General features: G+C 60.9%; 20 protein-coding genes. 9 read left to right on the forward strand and 11 right to left on the reverse strand.

The features are described 5' to 3' along the window. Positions 1–155 precede the first annotated feature (155 nt). Complete coding sequence (locus AU074_RS32115) at positions 156–596, reverse strand: hypothetical protein (protein ID WP_076018127.1); 441 nt, start codon at positions 594–596, stop codon at positions 156–158. Between AU074_RS32115 and AU074_RS32120 the strand changes: the two genes are divergently transcribed. Further along, positions 595–1,050 carry a tRNA (cytidine(34)-2'-O)-methyltransferase gene (locus AU074_RS32120; protein ID WP_076018128.1) on the forward strand — a complete coding sequence of 152 codons (456 nt, stop codon included), beginning with the start codon at positions 595–597 and terminating at the stop codon, positions 1,048–1,050. The genes AU074_RS32115 and AU074_RS32120 overlap by 2 nt on opposite strands. A 169-nt stretch (positions 1,051–1,219) precedes the next feature. Here the strand turns inward: AU074_RS32120 and secB are convergent, their stop codons facing one another. Genes secB through AU074_RS32135 form a run of 3 tightly spaced genes read right to left on the reverse strand, consistent with a single transcriptional unit; the run spans position 1,220 to position 2,417 of the window. After that, positions 1,220–1,705, reverse strand: coding sequence for a protein-export chaperone SecB (gene secB / locus AU074_RS32125; protein WP_003218009.1), 486 nt, complete (start codon positions 1,703–1,705; stop codon positions 1,220–1,222). 42 nt (positions 1,706–1,747) lie between these two features. Continuing rightward, positions 1,748–2,002, reverse strand: coding sequence for a glutaredoxin 3 (gene grxC / locus AU074_RS32130; protein WP_010169095.1), 255 nt, complete (start codon positions 2,000–2,002; stop codon positions 1,748–1,750). Between the two features lies 1 nt (position 2,003). Next, positions 2,004–2,417 carry a rhodanese-like domain-containing protein gene (locus AU074_RS32135; protein ID WP_076018129.1) on the reverse strand — a complete coding sequence of 138 codons (414 nt, stop codon included), beginning with the start codon at positions 2,415–2,417 and terminating at the stop codon, positions 2,004–2,006. Positions 2,418–2,568: 151 nt separating this feature from the next. On the opposite strand from AU074_RS32135, the gene gpmI reads away from it, so the two are divergent. From gpmI to AU074_RS32160, 5 genes are all read left to right on the forward strand, one after another. Next, positions 2,569–4,095: a 2,3-bisphosphoglycerate-independent phosphoglycerate mutase gene (gpmI, locus tag AU074_RS32140; RefSeq protein ID WP_076018130.1), complete on the forward strand. Its 1,527-nt coding sequence runs from the start codon at positions 2,569–2,571 to the stop codon at positions 4,093–4,095. 137 nt (positions 4,096–4,232) lie between these two features. Next, positions 4,233–5,528, forward strand: coding sequence for a murein hydrolase activator EnvC (locus tag AU074_RS32145; protein WP_076018131.1), 1,296 nt, complete (start codon positions 4,233–4,235; stop codon positions 5,526–5,528). A gap of 31 nt (positions 5,529–5,559) precedes the next feature. After that, positions 5,560–6,867 carry a S41 family peptidase gene (locus AU074_RS32150; RefSeq protein WP_076018132.1) on the forward strand — a complete coding sequence of 436 codons (1,308 nt, stop codon included), beginning with the start codon at positions 5,560–5,562 and terminating at the stop codon, positions 6,865–6,867. A 1-nt stretch (position 6,868) separates the two neighbouring features. Further along, positions 6,869–7,651: a divergent polysaccharide deacetylase family protein gene (locus tag AU074_RS32155; RefSeq protein ID WP_076018133.1), complete on the forward strand. Its 783-nt coding sequence runs from the start codon at positions 6,869–6,871 to the stop codon at positions 7,649–7,651. Between the two features lie 74 nt (positions 7,652–7,725). Beyond that, positions 7,726–9,027 (forward strand): Vps62-related protein, encoded by a 1,302-nt coding sequence (locus AU074_RS32160; protein WP_076018134.1) that lies wholly within the window; start codon positions 7,726–7,728, stop codon positions 9,025–9,027. On the opposite strand, the gene AU074_RS32165 is transcribed toward AU074_RS32160, so the two are convergent. The 7 genes from AU074_RS32165 to AU074_RS32195 all read right to left on the reverse strand — a co-directional run bounded on the left by AU074_RS32165 (position 8,980) and on the right by AU074_RS32195 (position 14,768). Next, on the reverse strand, positions 8,980–9,738 hold the full coding sequence (locus tag AU074_RS32165; protein WP_076018135.1) for an ABC transporter substrate-binding protein: 759 nt from the start codon (positions 9,736–9,738) through the stop codon (positions 8,980–8,982). The two genes, AU074_RS32160 and AU074_RS32165, sit on opposite strands and share 48 nt — an antisense overlap. A gap of 66 nt (positions 9,739–9,804) precedes the next feature. Continuing rightward, positions 9,805–10,575: an imidazole glycerol phosphate synthase subunit HisF gene (gene hisF / locus AU074_RS32170; RefSeq protein WP_017138643.1), complete on the reverse strand. Its 771-nt coding sequence runs from the start codon at positions 10,573–10,575 to the stop codon at positions 9,805–9,807. A gap of 9 nt (positions 10,576–10,584) precedes the next feature. Then, entirely contained in the window at positions 10,585–11,322 is a 738-nt protein-coding gene (gene hisA, locus AU074_RS32175) for a 1-(5-phosphoribosyl)-5-[(5-phosphoribosylamino)methylideneamino]imidazole-4-carboxamide isomerase (RefSeq protein WP_029295899.1), read from the reverse strand. 39 nt (positions 11,323–11,361) lie between these two features. Continuing rightward, the gene (locus tag AU074_RS32180; protein ID WP_003218033.1) at positions 11,362–11,619 is read right to left on the reverse strand and encodes a DUF2164 domain-containing protein; all 258 of its coding nucleotides are present in this window, start codon (positions 11,617–11,619) and stop codon (positions 11,362–11,364) included. Further along, positions 11,619–12,257 (reverse strand): imidazole glycerol phosphate synthase subunit HisH, encoded by a 639-nt coding sequence (hisH, locus tag AU074_RS32185; protein WP_017478168.1) that lies wholly within the window; start codon positions 12,255–12,257, stop codon positions 11,619–11,621. The genes AU074_RS32180 and hisH overlap by 1 nt, the downstream gene beginning before the upstream one ends. Further along, entirely contained in the window at positions 12,257–12,850 is a 594-nt protein-coding gene (gene hisB, locus AU074_RS32190) for an imidazoleglycerol-phosphate dehydratase HisB (RefSeq protein WP_003218037.1), read from the reverse strand. Before hisB ends, hisH begins: the two co-directional genes overlap by 1 nt. Positions 12,851–13,106: 256 nt before the next feature. Then, the gene (locus AU074_RS32195) at positions 13,107–14,768 is read right to left on the reverse strand and encodes an OFA family MFS transporter (RefSeq protein ID WP_076018136.1); all 1,662 of its coding nucleotides are present in this window, start codon (positions 14,766–14,768) and stop codon (positions 13,107–13,109) included. A gap of 324 nt (positions 14,769–15,092) precedes the next feature. Here AU074_RS32195 and AU074_RS32200 point away from each other — a divergent pair, with 324 nt between their 5' ends. Genes AU074_RS32200 through AU074_RS32210 form a run of 3 tightly spaced genes read left to right on the forward strand, consistent with a single transcriptional unit; the run spans position 15,093 to position 18,642 of the window. Beyond that, positions 15,093–17,309: an AsmA family protein gene (locus AU074_RS32200; protein WP_076018137.1), complete on the forward strand. Its 2,217-nt coding sequence runs from the start codon at positions 15,093–15,095 to the stop codon at positions 17,307–17,309. After that, positions 17,306–18,373, forward strand: coding sequence for an A/G-specific adenine glycosylase (gene mutY / locus AU074_RS32205; RefSeq protein WP_076018138.1), 1,068 nt, complete (start codon positions 17,306–17,308; stop codon positions 18,371–18,373). The genes AU074_RS32200 and mutY overlap by 4 nt, the downstream gene beginning before the upstream one ends. Further along, positions 18,370–18,642, forward strand: coding sequence for an oxidative damage protection protein (locus AU074_RS32210; RefSeq protein WP_010169058.1), 273 nt, complete (start codon positions 18,370–18,372; stop codon positions 18,640–18,642). The genes mutY and AU074_RS32210 overlap by 4 nt, the downstream gene beginning before the upstream one ends. Positions 18,643–18,691 lie beyond the last annotated feature (49 nt).

Here is an 18,691-nt window from a genome sequence, read left to right on the forward strand (position 1 = left end):
GCCCTGCAATAACCCTGTTACTACCCAGTTTCGGGGACCTTGGTACAGGCAGGCCGAGAATCCCCTCTTTACACCCGGGGTGCTTGATGCGGATCGCGTCGCGCCCCACACCCGTTTCGGGAACCTCGGTACAGGCAGGCCGGGGATTCCCTCTTTTATTGCTCCTGGAGATGGATCTCCACCCGCCAGCGCCCCTCGACCTTCTCCCCCGACCACGCCCCACGCAACGGCCGAGCCGCCACCAGGTTCAGCAGCAAACCGCCATCGGTCTTGCGGATGCGCCAGTTCACATCCTTGTCGTTGACCTTCAATTGCCCGCCCTGAGCCTTGCCCAGCGCGTCGAACAGCAGCGCCACCGTGCCGTCGATATGCTCGCCGTGCAGCTTGGGCTCGCTGTTGAACCACACCACCAGGCCATCGGTGGCAGGCTCTACCTGCTGCAGCTCGACCGGGTCTGGCGTGGTCAGCCGGCCGATCATCAGGCCCACCATCAAGCCGACAATTGCCAACGAGCCTAAAACCCGTGGCAATAGCTTCGGCCTGGGGTCTTCTTCAGGGGTAGAATGCAGCGCATCTTTGCCTTCGGAGCCGTGCATGTTTCACGTCATCCTTTTTCAACCAGAAATTCCGCCGAATACCGGCAACGTTATCAGGCTGTGCGCCAACAGTGGCTGCCACCTGCATTTGATCGAGCCCTTGGGTTTCGATATGGACGACAAGCGCCTGCGCCGCGCCGGGCTGGACTACCACGAGTACGCCACCCTGCAACGCCACGCGGACCTCGCCAGTTGCCTGGAAAGCCTGAACCACCCGCGGTTGTTCGCGTTTACCACCAAGGGCTCGCGGCCGTTCCATGATGCCAGCTTTGCCGAAGGCGACGCCTTCCTGTTCGGCCCGGAAAGCCGCGGCCTGCCGGCGGACGTCCTCGACGCCCTGCCCGAAGGCCACCGCCTGCGCCTGCCGATGCGCGAAGGCTGTCGCAGCCTGAACCTGTCCAACACCGTGGCCGTCGCCGTGTATGAGGGCTGGCGCCAACTCGGTTTCAAATAGCGCACATAACCAATGTGGGAGCGGGCTTGCTCGCGAAAAACGTTAACGATGACGCGGGCATCCTGAATGGACACAGCGCTCTCAGGTTTTTCGCGAGCAAGCTCGCTCCTACAGGGGGCTCGCCCAATAAAAAAGCGCCTGTTATGGCGCTTTTTTATGCAGCAACAGCTTACTGAACCGTTGGCGAACCTTCCTGTTGCATGCGCTGCAGCTCTTGCGCATACAGGGCATCGAAGTTCACGGGAGCCAGCATCAGCGCCGGGAACGAGCCACGGGTGACCAGGCTGTCCAGAGTCTCACGGGCATACGGGAACAGGATGTTCGGGCAGAACGCGCCCAGGGTGTGGCTCATGGACGCTTCGTCCAGGCCCTGGATCAGGAAGATACCAGCCTGTTGCACTTCAGCGATGAAGGCTACTTCTTCGCCGTTCTTGACGGTAACCGACAAGGTCAGCACGACCTCGTGGAAGTCGCCTTCCAGAGCCTTTTGACGGGTGTTCAGGTCCAGCGCAACGCTCGGGGTCCATTCCTGACGGAAGATGGCCGGGCTTTTCGGCGCCTCGAACGACAAGTCACGCACGTAGATACGCTGCAGGGAAAATTGTGGGCCTTGAGCTTCTTCTGCTGCCGCTTCGGTGTTCTGTTGGTCAGTCATCGCAGATCCTTCGTGATCTTGGGGTCTTTTAGGGGTTAGGAGTCAGACGTGAAGCAGCGCATCCAGTTTACCGGCGCGCTCGAGTGCGAACAGGTCATCGCATCCACCGACATGCTTGTCACCGATCCAGATCTGCGGCACGGACGTGCGTCCCGCTTTCTTGGTCATCTCGGCGCGCACCTGGGGCTTGCCATCAACCTTGATCTCTTCGAAGGCAATGCCCTTTTTCTCAAGCAGGGCCTTGGCCCGCATGCAATAAGGGCAATAATCGCTGGAATAAACGACAACCTGGCTCATGTCACTTCACCAGCGGCAGGTTGTCGCCACGCCAGCTGGAAATGCCACCCGACAGTTTGGCGGCGTTGAAGCCGGTTTTCAGCATCTCGCGGGCGTGGGTGCCGGAGTGCTGGCCTTGGGCGTCGACCAGGATGATGGTCTTGCCCTTGTACTTTTCCAGCTCGGCCAGGCGCGAAATCAGCTTGTCCTGGGGAATGTTCAGCGCGCCGACAATGTGACCGGCGGCGAAATCCTTGGCGGGACGAATGTCCACCACTACAGCCTCATCCTTGTTGACCAGGGCGGTCAGCTCGGACGTGCTGAGGCTGCGGCCACCGCGGCTCATTTCATGAGCGATCAGCAGCGCCAGCAGTACGACGAACGCACCAGCGAGCAAATAGTGGGTAGTGGCAAATGCAATCAGGTGATCAACCATCAAGGAGGTTCCAGGGCGTTAAAATGGCGGTAAGTATACACAGCCGTCATGGTCGGCCAACCCCCGTAAAGCGGTGACGTGGTCGGAACTTCGCTTTAAACTGCCACTCCCTTTTCAATTGCCTTCATTCATTACCGCCGCGAGAGGATCTATGACTACTACGCCTAAACCTTTGGTCCTGATAATTCTCGATGGCTTCGGACACAGTGAAAGCCACCACGACAACGCTGTGTACTCGGCCAAGAAGCCAGTACTGGACCGTCTGAGCGCTACCGTACCGAACGGCCTTATCTCGGGCTCGGGCATGGACGTTGGCCTGCCGGATGGCCAAATGGGCAACTCGGAAGTCGGCCACATGAACCTTGGTGCCGGACGAGTGGTATATCAAGACTTCACCCGCGTGACCAAATCGATCCGCGACGGCGAGTTTTTCGAGAACCCGACCATCTGCGCGGCGGTGGATAAAGCAGTCAAGGCCGGCAAGGCCGTGCACTTCATGGGCCTGCTGTCCGACGGCGGCGTCCACAGCCACCAGGACCACCTGATCGCCATGGCCGAACTGGCCTTCAAGCGCGGCGCCGAAAAAATCTACCTGCACGCCTTCCTTGACGGTCGCGACACCCCGCCGAAAAGCGCCCAGTCCTCCATCGAACTGCTGGACGAAACCTTCAAGACCCTCGGCAAGGGCCGCATCGCCAGCCTGGTCGGCCGTTACTTCGCGATGGACCGTGACAACCGCTGGGACCGCGTAGCCCAGGCCTACAACCTGATCGTCGACGGCCAGGCCGAATTCAACGCCGCCACCGCCCAGGAAGGCCTGGAAGCCGCCTATGCCCGTGGCGAGAGCGACGAATTCGTCAAGGCCACCACCATCGGTGAACCGGTAAAAGTCGAAGACGGCGACGCCCTGGTGTTCATGAACTTCCGCGCCGACCGTGCCCGCGAGCTGAGCCATGTGTTTGTCGATGACGGTTTCAAGGACTTCCAGCGCGCCCGCCAGCCGAAAGTCGAATTCGTGATGTTGACCCAATACGCCGCCAACATCCCGGCCCCGTCGGCATTCGCCCCGGGCAGCCTGGAAAACGTGCTGGGCGACTACCTGGCGAAAAACGGCAAGACCCAGCTGCGCATTGCCGAAACCGAGAAATACGCCCACGTGACCTTCTTCTTCTCCGGCGGTCGTGAAGAACCGTTCCCGGGCGAAGAGCGCATCCTGATCCCGTCGCCGAAAGTCGCTACCTACGACCTGCAGCCGGAGATGAGTGCCCCGGAAGTCACGGACAAGATCGTCGACGCCATCGAACACCAGCGTTACGACGTGATCGTGGTCAACTACGCCAACGGCGACATGGTGGGCCACAGCGGCAACCTCGAAGCGGCGGTAAAAGCCGTGGAATGCCTGGACCTGTGCGTCGGCCGCATTGTCGACGCCCTGGACAAGGTAGGCGGCGAAGCGTTGATCACCGCCGACCACGGCAACTGCGAGCAAATGTCCGACGAATCCACCGGCCAGGCCCACACAGCCCATACCACCGAGCCGGTGCCGTTTATCTACGTCGGCAAACGCGACCTGAAAGTGCGTGACGGCGGTGTACTGGCCGACGTGGCGCCGACCATGCTGATGCTGATGGGGCTGGAGAAGCCGAAAGAGATGACTGGCACTTCGATATTGGTTTAATAGCAAAACCGTCCGATTAAATCGCCCGAAATGGCTTTTTATGACGAACGCCTCAAAGCAGTTGGCTTTGAGGCGTTTTTTTTGCAGCGCTTGGCGGGCATACTAGGCCGTCCCTTTCCCTGGTGTCGCCCGCCTCTATGCTTCGCGCCTTGATTACCCTTGCTCTTGTCTGCCTGCTTCAACCGGCGTTTGCCGATGAGCGCGCACAAACCCAACAACAGTTGGACGCTACGCGTCAGGACATTACCGAGCTCAAGAAGCTGCTCGGCAAGCTCCAGGAAGAGAAATCCGGTGTGCAGAAAGACCTGCGCGGCACGGAAACCGAGATGGGCAAGCTGGAGAAGCAGGTCCAGGAGCTGCAAAAAGAATTAAAGAAGAGCGAGTCGGAACTGGAGCGACTCGACGCTGAGAAAAAAAAACTCCAGAGCGCCCGCGTTGAACAGCAACGCCTGATCGCGATCCAGGCCCGCGCCGCCTACCAGAACGGCCGCCAGGAATATCTCAAGCTGCTGCTCAACCAGCAGAACCCGGAAAAATTCGCCCGCACCCTCACCTATTACGACTACCTGAGCAAGGCCCGCCTGGAGCAACTGAAAAGCTTCAACGAGACCCTGCGCCAGTTGGCCAACGTCGAAACAGAAATTGCCAACCAGCAATCGCAGTTGCTCGACCAGAAAACCGCCCTCGACAGCCAGCGCGACGAGCTGGACAAGGTTCGCAAGGAGCGCCAGCAAGCGCTGGCCAAGCTGAATGACGACGTGAAGGCCCGTGACGCCAAGCTCCAGGCCCGCGAGCAGGATCAGGCCGACCTGGGCAAAGTCCTGAAAACCATCGAGGAAACCCTGGCGCGCCAGGCCCGTGAGGCAGAGCAAGCGCGGCAAAAAGCGCTGCTGGCCCAGCAGGAAGCCGAAAAAAAGCGCGAGCGTGAGGCCGCCGAGGCAGTCGCCACTGATGCCCCGGCCCCGCGTAAACCGGCGCGTGCAGCGCCTGGCCCATTGGTTTCCAGCTCCGGCGAATCGTTTGGCGGACCTTTTGCTTCAGCTCGGGGCAAACTTCCATGGCCAGTTGATGGTCGATTACTGGCACGCTTTGGTGAAACCCGCGGCGATGACACCCGCGCCAAGTGGGACGGTGTGATGATCAGTGCCGGTGCCGGCACCCAGGTCCACGCCATTCACGGCGGCCGTGTGGTGTTCGCCGATTGGCTGCGTGGCGCAGGTTTGTTGGTGATTCTTGACCACGGTAATGGCTATTTGAGCCTTTACGGCCACAATCAAACTTTGCTTAAAGCGGCAGGTGATGTTGTAAAAGCCGGTGAATCCATCTCCACTGTCGGTAACAGTGGTGGCCAGGACACTCCGGCGCTGTACTTCGCTATTCGTCAGCAGGGCCGCCCGAGCGACCCGGCACAATGGTGCCGTACCCAAGGATAAGGGTCGCATCTACATTAGGAGTTCGTTCGACATGCTGCATTTGTCCCGCCTCACATCGCTGGCCCTGACGATCGCCCTGGTGATCGGCGCGCCTTTGGCATTCGCCGACCAGACCGCCCAGTCAGCCACGGCCGCGACCACCAAGGCCCCGCTGCCGCTGGACGAGTTGCGCACCTTCGCCGAGGTCATGGACCGGATCAAGGCGGCCTATGTCGAACCTGTAGACGACAAGACCCTGCTGGAAAATGCCATCAAGGGCATGCTCAGCAACCTTGACCCGCACTCTGCCTACCTGGGCCCGGAAGATTTCGCCGAGCTGCAGGAAAGCACCAGTGGTGAATTCGGTGGCCTGGGCATTGAAGTCGGCGCCGAAGACGGCCAGATCAAAGTGGTCTCGCCGATCGATGACACGCCAGCTTCCAAGGCCGGGATCCAGGCGGGCGACCTGATCGTCAAGATCAACGGCCAGCCGACCCGCGGCCAGACCATGACCGAAGCCGTCGACAAGATGCGCGGCAAGCTCGGCCAGAAAATCACCCTGACCCTGGTACGCGACGGCGGCAACCCGTTTGACGTGACCCTGGCGCGCGCCACCATTACCGTCAAGAGCGTGAAGGCCCAACTGCTGGAGTCGGGCTACGGCTACATCCGTATCACCCAGTTCCAGGTTAAGACCGGCGATGAAGTCGCCAAGGCTTTGGCCAAGCTGCGTAAAGACAACGGCAAGAAACTCAGCGGCATCGTGCTCGACCTGCGCAACAACCCAGGCGGCGTGTTGCAGGCGGCGGTGGAAGTGGTCGACCACTTCATCACCAAGGGCCTGATCGTCTACACCAAGGGCCGTATTGCCAACTCCGAACTGCGCTTCTCGGCCACCGGCAACGACCTCAGCGAAGGCGTGCCGATGGTTGTGCTGATCAACGGCGGCAGCGCCTCGGCTTCGGAAATCGTCGCCGGCGCCCTGCAAGACCAGAAACGCGGTGTGCTGATGGGCACCACCAGCTTCGGCAAAGGCTCGGTGCAAACCGTGCTGCCGCTGAACAACGAGCGCGCCCTGAAGATCACCACGGCGCTGTACTACACGCCGAATGGTCGCTCGATCCAGGCCCAGGGCATCGTGCCGGACATCGAAGTGCGCAAGGCCAAGATCACCAACGAAGCCGACAGCGAGTTCTACAAGGAAGCCGACTTGCAGGGCCACCTGGGCAATGGTAACGGCGGCGCCGACCAGCCAACCGGCAGCGGCTCTAAAGCCAAGCCGATGCCGCAGGACGACGATTATCAACTGGCCCAGGCGCTGAGCCTGCTCAAGGGCTTGAGCATTACGCGCAGCCGTTGATATGCGTTGTGGACTGATCATCGCGTTGCTGTGCTGTCTGGCGGGAGTTGCCCACGGCAMCCCCGCCAGTGCAGCCCCCGCTGAACACAAAGCCTACCTGACCCTGATCATCGACGACCTTGGGCAAAACCTGCCCCGGGATCGTCGCGTGCTCGCGCTGCCCGGCCCGGTGACCACGGCGATCATGCCCGACACACCCCACGCCGCCGAATTCGCCCGCGAAGCCCATAAGGCGGGCAAGATCGTCATCTTGCACATGCCTATGGACCCGGCCACCGGCCCCTTTGCCTGGCACCCCGAGCTACCCATCGAAGAGTTGGGCAAACGCCTGGACGCAGCTTTCAAGGCTGTGCCCTACACCGCCGGCATCAACAACCACATGGGCAGCCGCATGACCGCCCAACCGGAGGCGATGGCCTGGCTGATGGGTGAGTTGCAACGGCGCCACAAGTTCTTCGTCGACAGCCGCACCAGCGCTAAAACCGTCGCCGCCGCCGAGGCGCAGAAGATTGGTTTGGCCAGCGTCTCGCGGGACGTGTTCCTCGATGACGAACGCACCGAAGCGGCCATCACCACTCAATTGCAGACCGCAATCAAGCTGGCCCACAAACAGGGTTCTGCGGTGATGATCGGCCATCCTTATCCACAAACGCTGGCGGTGCTGGAACGGGAGCTGCCCAAGCTCAAGGCCCAGGGCGTCGAGTGGATCGATATCAAGTTGATGATCAGCGTGCGCAGTAACCAGGCCATGGCCGGCCACGGTAAAAACGGCACCTATCGCTAGCGCTACATAGCTACTGCCCATCACCCGGCAGGCTCTCCGATAGTGGATCCCTGGATCAACTGGAGAGTCTCCTCATGAACGCACTGCAATACAAAGACCTGCTTATCAATTTCACGTCCGAATTCATCCCTCTGTGGAATGACCGGGGATCGGGAGTTTACAAGTCCATAAGCTTTTGGCGGCCGGCCACTTCAGCCGACCCGTTGAGCCAGTTTTTCTCGCTGGGTGACATCGCGGTCGAAGGTTATCGCAATATCAACCAGCAGAAAGTCGTCGCCGTCGTCAGCGACGCGAACAAGGCCGGCGGCACCGCACTTCGCTCACCCGATGAGTTCGAGCTGGTGTGGAAAGATGCCGGCTCGGGTGCGCGCACCGACTTTTCCCTCTGGCGCCCATTGCCACCTGAAGGCTATGTATCCATGGGGCTGGTGTGCGGCGTGGGCTACGACAAACCGTCGCGCAATGCGGTGCGCTGTGTGCGGGAGGATCTGGTCATGGCCGCGCGGACCGGGCAATTGATCTGGACCGACAAAGGCAGTGGTGCGCCAATGGACTTCAGTGCCTGGGGCATCACGCCAGCCGACGCAGCCCCTGGTGAAATCAACCTGGCCCCCGGCACGTTTATCGGTACCGCCAGCTATGCCAAACCGACCACCGCCAGCTATTCGTTGCGCCTGCCGTTGACCGCCGATCTGAAGGAGTTGCCTGAGCCGCCGCCGCTCTCCGGGTACGCGCCACCTGCGGCACTGCACACACTGGAACAACCTCAGGTGTGCCAACTCCCCTGGTTTGCGGTGAAAGACCCGGACCTGAGCCCCATCGAACAATTGCAAACCTGCCCGATGTATCGACTGGAAAGGATTGATCATTACTTGTTCGTCGGCTTTGGACACAACCAAACGGCCACCAGCCAACCATTCATGTGGACCGCCACCAAGGGCGAGACCGGGAGGCAGTCAAGGGCCCTCACCGCGACCACCAGCATTGAGCTATGCAGTGAATGGCCGTCGGATAACCGCGCATTCGAATTGAGCTTCTCCGCGCACCTGAACCAGGAATTCACCCATTGCCAGCGTTCGGCGAAGGGCTGGGGAGATTTATCGACTCTGGAAATCATCAGCTATATCCCGGCCAACAAAGCCGTCGCGGGCTACATCATTCAGAGTGAATATCGCTTGTTGCGTGAAGATGGCAGCCAGGTGACCGGCACCGTCACCTATACCAACGGCGAAAACGTATACGTGAGCGAGTATCCCGCCTCCGAGCCGGAGCGCATTGGCGAGCCGCCAGTCGAGCAGGCCGTGGAACCAACCCAGGCCGAGCCCAACCTAGAGATAACGCCCCATGATTTCATCGACGACACCCTCCTGCCGTAACTGATCCAAGGCTGCCTGAAGCTTGGCCACCGTCTCGTCCGGCACGTTCTTGTTCAGCGCCAGGTACAGCTCGGCACTGTTGAAACGCAGCACGGTCTTGAGCCCGGTCACCCCGACCTGGCGCGCCAGGTAACGGCCCGCCGGGTCGCCGGTGGCCCACAGGTCGATCTGGCCATCGATCAATTTTTGCGCGTTGTCTTGATCCCGCAGCACGATCACCGGCTTCAGGCCCTGTTTTTCCAGGCTTTCGGCGATGGCATCACCCTTATAGGCGCCGATCTTGTAGCGCCGAGCGTGCTCAAGGTCGGTCAGCTGGATCTTGCTGTCGGCCTTGGCCAGCAGCACCCAATCGTCCGGGCCGATGGGGCCGACCCATTTGAACAGCGCCTCACGGTCCGGCAGACGTGCCATCACGAACACGCCATAGCCGGGTTTTTCCAGGGCGAGTTTGTAGATTCGCTCCCAAGGGAAGCGCAGGGTCAGGTTGTAGGAGATGCCGGCACGCTTGAAGGTCTCGCGGACGATGTCCACGGCAATACCTTCGATGTTCTCTTCCTTGGCGAAATTCTTGCCGTTTTTCGCCATATTGTAGGGCGGGAAGTTTTCCGTCAGCAGCACCAGGGAAGCGCCGTCGGACGGCTCATCGGCGTGGGCCGAACCCGTCAATAGAACGGTGGTACTGGCGAGGGCGAGCAGCAGGTCTCTGAACATGAAAGTTACCGGAATCCATGGCAAGCCCAGAGAGTGCCGCGAGCCTGCCATGGTGTCCAGTGACGTTTAGCGAACGACGATACCGCGTGCCGCCATGTAGGCCTTGGCCTCGGGAACGGTGTATTCGCCAAAGTGGAAAATACTCGCCGCCAACACTGCACTGGCATGGCCTTCGATCACGCCGTCAGCCAGGTGCTGCAGGTTGCCGACGCCGCCGGAAGCGATTACCGGGATGCCCAGCGCGTCGCTGATGGCACGGGTCACGCCCAGGTCGAAGCCGTTTTTCATGCCGTCCTGGTCCATGCTGGTCAGCAGGATTTCACCGGCGCCCAGGGCTTCCATCTTCATCGCCCACTCCACGGCATCCAACCCGGTAGGCTTGCGTCCGCCGTGGGTGAAAATCTCCCAGCGCGGAGTTTCGCCCGGGCCGGAGACTTTCTTGGCGTCGATGGCGACGACGATGCATTGAGAGCCGAAGTGCTGCGCAGCTTCGCCGACAAATTCCGGGTTGAACACGGCGGCGGTGTTGATCGAGACCTTGTCCGCGCCGGCATTCAGCAGGTTGCGAATGTCCTGTACGGTGCGCACGCCACCGCCCACGGTCAGCGGGATAAACACCTGGCTGGCCATGCGCTCGACGGTATGCAGGGTGGTGTCGCGACCATCGACGCTGGCGGTGATGTCGAGAAAGGTAATCTCGTCAGCACCCTGTTCGTCGTAGCGACGGGCGATTTCCACCGGGTCGCCGGCGTCACGGATGTTCTCGAACTTGACGCCCTTGACCACGCGACCGTTGTCGACGTCCAGGCAAGGGATGATGCGTTTGGCCAGCGCCATGGTCAGTCCTCAGCCGTTGTAGGCGTCGCAGTAAGCCTGGGCTTCAGCGACGTCCAGGGTGCCTTCATAGATCGCCCGGCCGGTGATGGCGCCGATGATCCCTGGCGCCTTCGCGTCCAGCAGCGACTTGATGTCGCCCAGGTTGTGGATGCCGCCGGAAGCGATCACCGGAATCTTGGTAGCAGCGGCCAGCGCAGCGGTGAACGGTACGTTGCAGCCCTGCATCATGCCGTCTTTGGCGATGTCGGTATAAACGATGGCGGAGACGCCGTCGGCTTCAAACTGCTTCGCCAGGTCGATCACCTGGATGGTGCTGATTTCAGCCCAGCCGTCGGTGGCGACGAAACCGTCTTTAGCGTCCAGACCCACGATCACCTTGCCCGGGAACGCGCGGCAGGCTTCGGCAACGAAAGCCGGATCTTTCACGGCCTTGGTACCGATGATCACGTAGCTCACCCCCGCTTTCACGTAGTGCTCGATGGTTTCCAGGGAGCGTATACCGCCGCCGATCTGGATCGGCAGGTTCGGGTAGCGCTTGGCGATCGCCGTCACCACTTCGCCGTTGACCGGCTGGCCTTCGAAGGCACCGTTCAAGTCCACCAGATGCAGACGACGGCAGCCGCCTTCCACCCACTTGGCAGCCATGCTCACCGGGTCATCGGAGAACACCGTGGAATCTTCCATGCGGCCCTGGCGCAGACGTACGCAGGCGCCGTCCTTGAGATCGATAGCGGGAATAATCAGCATCTGGCAAACCTTATTCGATATTCAGCGTTGCTCGGGAAATCAGGGTTTCTCGAGCGCCCACAAGTCGCTTTCGATGCTTTCGAACCTTTCTTTAAGGTGCGTCTGCACATCGAAAATCGCCCTGTTGTAATAGTGCGGAGCAATTTCAGTGGTGAACAGTTCGAGGATTTCTGCGACCTCGAACGAGCCGAGCTTGAGCTCGAAGCGGTCTTCCATGAAACGCTTGATCTTGTCGGTGGCCTCACTCTCCTGCTGGGGAGTGAGGTTCAAGATCGGCGGTTTGACCTTCTTGGCCATTACCAGCGCCCGTCCCAGGCGGCGAAGTTCTGCAGCAATTGCAGGCCATGGGTGTGGCTCTTCTCCGGGTGGAACTGCACGGCAAAGCGCGAGCCGTCGGCCAGGGCCGCGGCGAAGTCGACGCCATAGTGACCGCCACCCACCACCTGGCGCGGGTTACCGGCGGCGATGTAGTAGCTGTGCACGAAGTAGAAACGCGCCAGGTCCGGCACGTTGTGCCACAGCGGGTGATCCACGGTCTGGCGCACTTCGTTCCAGCCCATGTGCGGGACTTTCAGGTGTTCGCCGTCTTCGTGCAAATCCTTGCCGAAAAACTTCACCTGGCCCGGGAACAGGCCGATGCAGTCGACGCCGGCGTTCTCTTCACTGCTGTCGAGCAAGGCTTGCATGCCCACGCAGATGCCGAGGAACGGCCGGTCCTGGCTGACTTCACGCACCAGGCTGTCGAAGCCCAGGCGGCGAATCTCGGCCATGCAGTCGCGAATCGCGCCAACCCCCGGGAAAACCACCCGGTCGGCTTCGCGAATCACGTCGGCATCGCTGGTGATCAGTACCTTGCCGGCGCCTACGTGCTCAAGGGCCTTGGCCACCGAGTGCAGGTTACCCATGCCGTAATCGATAACCGCGACCGTCTGCATTACAGGACGCCCTTGGTCGACGGCATTTGCCCAGCCATGCGGTCATCCAGCTCTACGGCCATGCGCAGGGCGCGACCGAAGGCCTTGAACACGGTCTCGATCTGGTGGTGAGTGTTGGTGCCACGCAGGTTGTCGATGTGCAGGCTGACCAGCGCGTGGTTGACGAAGCCCTGGAAGAATTCCTGGAACAGGTCAACGTCGAAGCCGCCCACGGTGGCGCGGGTGTAGGGCACGTGCATCTGCAGGCCTGGGCGGCCGGAGAAGTCGATGACCACACGCGACAGCGCTTCATCCAGCGGGACATAGGCGTGGCCGTAGCGACGGATGCCTTTCTTGTCGCCGATGGCTTTGGCAAAAGCCTGGCCCAACGTGATACCGACGTCTTCCACCGTGTGGTGGTCGTCGATATGCAGGTCGCCCTTGCTGACGATATCCAGGTCGATCAGCCCGTGACGGGCGATCTGGTCCAGCATGTGCTCAAGAAAAGGTACACCGATATCAAATCGGGCCTTTCCGGTGCCATCCAGGTTAATCGAGGCTTTGATCTGGGTTTCCAGAGTGTCGCGCTCGACGGACGCCTTACGTTCGGCCATCACCAGCTCCGCAAAATCATTGGGCGAAAAAGGCAGCCATTATAGGGGCGCGGGCGCTAAACAGAAACATCGGAGGGGATAAGACTGATGGAGTGTCGAGGATAGACATGTCAGTACAAGTGTGGGAGCAGCTTTGCGTGGGAGCGGGCTTGCTCGCGAATGCGGTGGGTCAGCCAATACATGTGCTGACTGATCCATCGCCTTCGCGAGCAAGCCCGCTCCCACACAAGCCCGCTCCCACAAGGTTTACGCGGTGTTAGTGGAACAGTACTGCGGTTTTCTGCAGGGTGACCCACACGCCCCACGCCAACGGAATACCCACCACCAGCCAGGCGGCAACCGCCAATGGCACACTGCCGGAGGAGGCTTTCCATTCCAGCACGGTGCTGGAATCGGCGCCCTTGTCGTGGCCCAGCGCCTGTTCGGCAGCCAGTTCGGCGTCGGTCATGAAGTACTTGTCTGCCACCGGCCGTACCAGCAGGTTGCAGATAAAGCCCAGCACCAGCAGGCCGGCGAGGATGTACAAGGTGATGTCGTAAGCGGCAGCGCGTTCAACGCCAATGCTCAACTGGTACTCACGCAGGTAGTTCACCAGCACCGGGCCCAATACGCCCGCCGCTGCCCACGCCGTCAGCAGACGACCGTGGATCGCACCCACCATTTGCGTACCGAACAGGTCTGCCAGGTAAGCCGGTACGGTCGCAAAACCACCGCCGTACATCGACAGGATGATGCAGAACGCAGCCACGAACAGCGCGACGTTGCCCAGGTGACCCAGGTTAGGAATCAACGCGTACAGGGCAAAGCCCAATGCGAAAAACACGAAGTAAGTGTTTTTACGGCCCAGGTAGTCGGAGAACGACGCCCAGAAGAACCGGCCACCGATGTTGAACAGGCTCAACAGCCCGGTAAAGCCGGCTGCGATGGCCGCGATGGAAGCCAGTTGACCGGCATCCAGTTGGCCAAACGTCAGGCCGTTACCCAGCAACTTGCCGCCGAACACTTCCTGCAGCAGCGGCGAAGCCATGCCGAGGATGCCGATACCGGCAGACACGTTCAGGCACAGCACCAGCCACACCAGGCGGAATTGCGGGGTTTTCCAGGCCACGTTCACGTGCACGTGACGGTGGGTAATCATCGCGTTGCTGGCTTTTTTCGCCGGGGCAGTCCAGCCCTCAGGCTTCCAGCCGGTGGGCGGAACGCGGTAGGACAAGGCGCCGCCGATCATGAACACGAAGTAGATCACGGCCATGACCACGAAGCTCTGCCACACGCCAACGCTGGTTGGCGAGGCGAAGTGGCCCATCAGGGCGGCTGCCAACGGGGCGCCAACCATCGCGCCGCCGCCGAAGCCCATGATCGCCATGCCGGTAGCCATGCCGCGCTTGTCCGGGAACCACTTGATCAAAGTCGAGACCGGCGAGATATAGCCCAGGCCCAAGCCGATACCGCCGATGACCCCGGAGCCGATCCACATCAGCCAGATCTGGTGGGTATAGATCCCCAATGCGGAGATCAGCAGGCCGCCGCACCAGCACAAAGCCGACACGACACCGGCTTTACGTGGCCCGGCATGTTCCAGCCAGCCGCCCCAGATCGCTGCCGAGCAACCCAGGAAGATGAAGAACAGGGTGTAGATCCAGCCCAGCATGGAGATGGGCCAGTCGCATTGCGACGAGAAGACCTGACTGATAAAGCTCATGTCCGGCGCACAGGCGACCGGTGCGGTGATACCCAGCGCCTTGGACAACGGCAACCAGAACACCGAGAAGCCGTAAGCCATGCCGATGCAAAGGTGAATGGCCAGGGCGGCCGGTGGTACCAGCCAACGGTTGAACCCGGGCTTGGCGATAATGCGTTCCTTGGAAAGGAACGCAGGCTGTGCAGCAGTATTACCCGCCGCAGTGCTAGTGCTCATTGGTGTTTCCCCCAGTTATTAGTATGTGTCCGTCGGGCGCTCTCTCCCTCGGCCTTACACGCAAGGCGTGGCCGTTTTTTTGAGTAAAGCTCCATTTTGGCGCGACGTTTAGCCGCAGAAGGCGGACGAACATGCAGAGATTAGCATCTGTGGATGACAGAAAAACCAAACTGCCATCACCTTTTCCAGGTTATCTGTCTTTTTTGACGCCAAAAACCCGTTTTTCCGACCGTGGATACAATGTAACTATCCGCGAACTGACGTAAGCCTTCGGGCGTTATACTCTGCGGCTAAATTTTAAAATCGACATACAAGGACTCGCCCATGAAAGCGTTCGGCAAAATCCTGGGTCTGGTACTTCTCGGGCTGTTGCTGATCATTGTGGCTCTAGGCTTTGCCCTGACCCATCTCTTCGATCCCAACGACTACAAAGACGAGATTCGCCAGATTGCCCGCGACAAGGCCCACATCGAGCTGACGCTCAATGGCGACATCGGGTGGAGCCTGTTCCCCTGGCTCGGTCTTGAACTGCACGAGGCCAGCGTTGCGACCCTGACCAACCCGACCCAACCGTTTGCCGATCTGCAGATGCTCGGCTTGTCGGTGCGCGTCCTGCCGCTGCTGCGCCGTGAAGTGCAGATGAGCGATGTGCGTGTCGAAGGCTTGAACCTGCGCCTGAACAAAGACGTGCATGGCCACGGCAACTGGGAAGACATCGGCAAGAATGTGCCCGACGCGGGCACTCCCGCCACAGTACCCGCCGTCACTGAAGCGGCCACGCCGCCCAAGCCTGAAAAGCCGCCGCAGCCGATCCGCCTGGACATCGACAGCCTGACCATCAACAACGCCCGCGTCGAATACAACGACGAGCAGACCGGCAAGCAGTTCAGCGCCGAAAGCATCCAGTTGAGCGCCGGCGCCGTGCACGAAGGTGCAAGCATCCCGGTGAAACTCACCGCATTCTTCGGCACCAACCAGCCGCTGATGCGCGTCAAGACCGAGGTCAACGGCAACTTGCGCATTCAGCGCGCCCTCAAGCGCTACCAGTTCGAAGACATGAAAATCACCGGTGAAGCCACCGGCGAGCCGCTGCAAGGCAAGACTGTGAGCTTTTCGACCCAAGGCCAATTGCTGCTGGACCAGTCCGCCAACATTGCCGAATGGACCAACATGAAGCTGTCGCTGAACCAACTGCGCGCCCTGGGCGAGCTGAAGGCCAACGACCTGGACAAGACCCCGCAACTCAGCGGCGCCCTGTCGATTGCCCAGTTTGACCTGGCCAAATTCCTCGACAGCGTCGGCAATCCACTGCCGCCGATGGCTGCAGGCAGCCTGAGCAAGGTCGAACTGGTCAGCCGCCTCAAGGGCACCCCGACCAGCCTGGCGCTTGAAGACCTCAACCTGAAACTCGACGACAGCACCTTTACCGGGCGCGTGGCCGTGGATGATTTCGCCAAGCAGTCCCTGCGAGTGCAGCTCAAGGCCGACACCTTCAACGCCGACAACTACTTGCCGGCCAAGTCCGAAGCCGCCAAAGGCGCCGCAGCCGCGCGCCAGGCTGAAGTACAGAACAGCGAAGCCGGCGCCATGGCGGCCGGCGGCACCACACCGCTGCCGGATGCACCGACCAAGGCCGCATGGAGCACCGACAAGTTGCTGCCGTTGACCCGCCTGCGCACCCTGGACGTGAACGCCGACCTGTCCTTCGGCCAATTGACCCTGAGCCATTTGCCGATTCAGAACGCCGCCCTGAAAGCCTCCGGCCTCGATGGTCAGCTCAAGCTCGATACCCTGAGTGGTGGCCTCTACAACGGCACCTTCCAGGCCAACGGCAACCTTGACGTGCGCCAGGACATCCCGCTGCTGGCGCTGCAAACCCGCATCAAGCAAGTGCCGATCGAACGCATCCTGCAAGCCCAGGGGCAGAACCCGCCGGTGAAAGGCCAGCTCACCCTTGACAGCAACCTCACTGGCCGCGGCAATAGCCAGAAAGCCCTGATCGACAGCCTCAACGGCACTGCCAGCTTCGCGATCAACAATGGCGTTCTGCTCAACGCCAACCTTGAGCAACAGCTGTGCACCGGCATCGCCCTGCTCAACCGCAAAACCCTCAGCGGCGACCAACGCGGCAAGGACACCCCGTTCCAGGAGCTCAAGGGCAACCTGACCTTCCGCAACGGCGTGGCCAGCAACCCCGACCTGAAAGTGCGCATCCCGGGCCTGACCGTCAACGGCGACGGTGACGTCGACCTGCGCGTTCTGGGCATGGACTACCGCGTCGGTATCATCGTTGAAGGTGACCAGCGCGAAGTGCCGGACCCGGCTTGCCAAGTGGGCTCCAACTTCCAGAACATCGAAGTCCCGCTGCGCTGCCGTGGCCCGCTGGAACTGGGCGCCAAGGCGTGCCGCCTGGACAAGGACGGCTTGAGCCAGGTCGCGATCAAGGCGGCGGGCAACAAGCTCAGCGAGAAACTTGAACAGAAGCTCGACAAGGTAAATCCACAGTTGAAAGACGCTTTGAAAGGCCTGTTCAAACGATGAGAAACGAGCAGTTTTCAACGGCGGTGCTTGACTGGTACGACCGCCACGGTCGCCATGACCTGCCCTGGCAACAGGGCATCACGCCTTACCGGGTGTGGGTCTCGGAGATCATGTTGCAGCAGACCCAGGTCAGTACCGTGCTGAACTACTTCGATCGGTTCATGGCGTCATTGCCAACGGTCGAAGCCCTGGCCGCCGCACCGGAAGACGAAGTGCTGCACCTCTGGACCGGGCTGGGTTACTACACCCGGGCGCGCAACCTGCAAAAGACCGCGAAGATCGTCGTTGCCGAATACGGCGGCGAGTTTCCCCGTGACGTCGAAAAGCTCACCGAACTGCCGGGCATCGGCCTGTCCACCGCCGGTGCGATTGCCAGCCTGAGCATGGGCCTGCGGGCGCCGATCCTCGACGGCAACGTCAAACGCGTGCTGGCGCGTTTTACCGCGCAAGAGGGTTACCCGGGCGAGCCGAAGGTCGCCAAACAGCTGTGGGCCACCGCAGAGCGCTTTACGCCCCATGACCGCGTCAACGCCTACACCCAGGCGATGATGGACATGGGCGCCACCCTCTGCACCCGCAGCAAACCCAGTTGCCTGCTGTGCCCGCTGGAAAAGGGCTGCGAAGCCCACATGCTCGGCCTGGAAACCCGCTACCCGATCCCCAAGCCGCGCAAGACCGTGCCCCAGAAGCGCACGCTGATGCCGCTGCTGGCCAATGGCGAGGGCGCGATTCTGCTTTACCGCCGCCCTTCCACGGGCCTGTGGGGCGGGTTGTGGAGTTTGCCGGAGCTGGATGACCTGGCAGACCTGGAACACCTGGCCAACCAGCACTCGCTGGCGCTGGGCAAGCACCAGGAACTGCCGAGTCTGATTCACACCTTCAGCCACTTCCAACTGGCTATCGAACCCTGGCTGGTCCAGGTCCAGGAGTCTGCCCACCACGTGGCCGAGGCTGACTGGCTCTGGTATAACCTCGCCACCCCGCCGCGCCTGGGCCTTGCCGCTCCGGTAAAGAAACTGCTGAAGCGCGCGGCTGAAGTATTGAACGCAGGAGTTCCGTCATGACCCGCACCATCATCTGCCGCAAGTACCACGAAGAATTGCCCGCCCTGGAACGCGCCCCGTTTCCCGGCGCCAAGGGCCAGGACATCTTCGACAACGTCTCCGCCAAAGCTTGGGCCGACTGGCAAAAGCACCAGACCCTGCTGATCAACGAAAAACGTCTGAACATGATGAACGCCGAAGACCGTAAATACCTTCAGGGCGAGATGGACAAGTTCTTTTCCGGCGAAGATTACGCCAAGGCCGACGGCTACGTTCCACCTGCTGAATAATTGATCAAATGTGGGGGTTGGCCCGTAAGCGACGGTAATAATTAAATAT

Origin of the sequence: Pseudomonas sp. ATCC PTA-122608, from assembly GCF_001952855.1 — a bacterium.
Lineage (GTDB): Bacteria > Pseudomonadota > Gammaproteobacteria > Pseudomonadales > Pseudomonadaceae > Aquipseudomonas.

Bases quoted from the DNA above. Each gene is read 5' to 3' on its own strand.
- AU074_RS32120 (WP_076018128.1), top strand. From the start codon at position 595: ATGTTTCACGTCATCCTTTTTCAACCAGAAATTCCGCCGAATACCGGC.
- AU074_RS32115 (WP_076018127.1), bottom strand. From the start codon at position 596: ATGCACGGCTCCGAAGGCAAAGATGCGCTGCATTCTACCCCTGAAGAA.
- secB (WP_003218009.1), bottom strand. From the start codon at position 1,705: ATGACTGACCAACAGAACACCGAAGCGGCAGCAGAAGAAGCTCAAGGC.
- grxC (WP_010169095.1), bottom strand. From the start codon at position 2,002: ATGAGCCAGGTTGTCGTTTATTCCAGCGATTATTGCCCTTATTGCATG.
- AU074_RS32135 (WP_076018129.1), bottom strand. From the start codon at position 2,417: ATGGTTGATCACCTGATTGCATTTGCCACTACCCACTATTTGCTCGCT.
- gpmI (WP_076018130.1), top strand. From the start codon at position 2,569: ATGACTACTACGCCTAAACCTTTGGTCCTGATAATTCTCGATGGCTTC.
- AU074_RS32145 (WP_076018131.1), top strand. From the start codon at position 4,233: ATGCTTCGCGCCTTGATTACCCTTGCTCTTGTCTGCCTGCTTCAACCG.
- AU074_RS32150 (WP_076018132.1), top strand. From the start codon at position 5,560: ATGCTGCATTTGTCCCGCCTCACATCGCTGGCCCTGACGATCGCCCTG.
- AU074_RS32160 (WP_076018134.1), top strand. From the start codon at position 7,726: ATGAACGCACTGCAATACAAAGACCTGCTTATCAATTTCACGTCCGAA.
- AU074_RS32165 (WP_076018135.1), bottom strand. From the start codon at position 9,738: ATGTTCAGAGACCTGCTGCTCGCCCTCGCCAGTACCACCGTTCTATTG.
- hisF (WP_017138643.1), bottom strand. From the start codon at position 10,575: ATGGCGCTGGCCAAACGCATCATCCCTTGCCTGGACGTCGACAACGGT.
- hisA (WP_029295899.1), bottom strand. From the start codon at position 11,322: ATGCTGATTATTCCCGCTATCGATCTCAAGGACGGCGCCTGCGTACGT.
- AU074_RS32180 (WP_003218033.1), bottom strand. From the start codon at position 11,619: ATGGCCAAGAAGGTCAAACCGCCGATCTTGAACCTCACTCCCCAGCAG.
- hisH (WP_017478168.1), bottom strand. From the start codon at position 12,257: ATGCAGACGGTCGCGGTTATCGATTACGGCATGGGTAACCTGCACTCG.
- hisB (WP_003218037.1), bottom strand. From the start codon at position 12,850: ATGGCCGAACGTAAGGCGTCCGTCGAGCGCGACACTCTGGAAACCCAG.
- AU074_RS32195 (WP_076018136.1), bottom strand. From the start codon at position 14,768: ATGAGCACTAGCACTGCGGCGGGTAATACTGCTGCACAGCCTGCGTTC.
- AU074_RS32200 (WP_076018137.1), top strand. From the start codon at position 15,093: ATGAAAGCGTTCGGCAAAATCCTGGGTCTGGTACTTCTCGGGCTGTTG.
- mutY (WP_076018138.1), top strand. From the start codon at position 17,306: ATGAGAAACGAGCAGTTTTCAACGGCGGTGCTTGACTGGTACGACCGC.
- AU074_RS32210 (WP_010169058.1), top strand. From the start codon at position 18,370: ATGACCCGCACCATCATCTGCCGCAAGTACCACGAAGAATTGCCCGCC.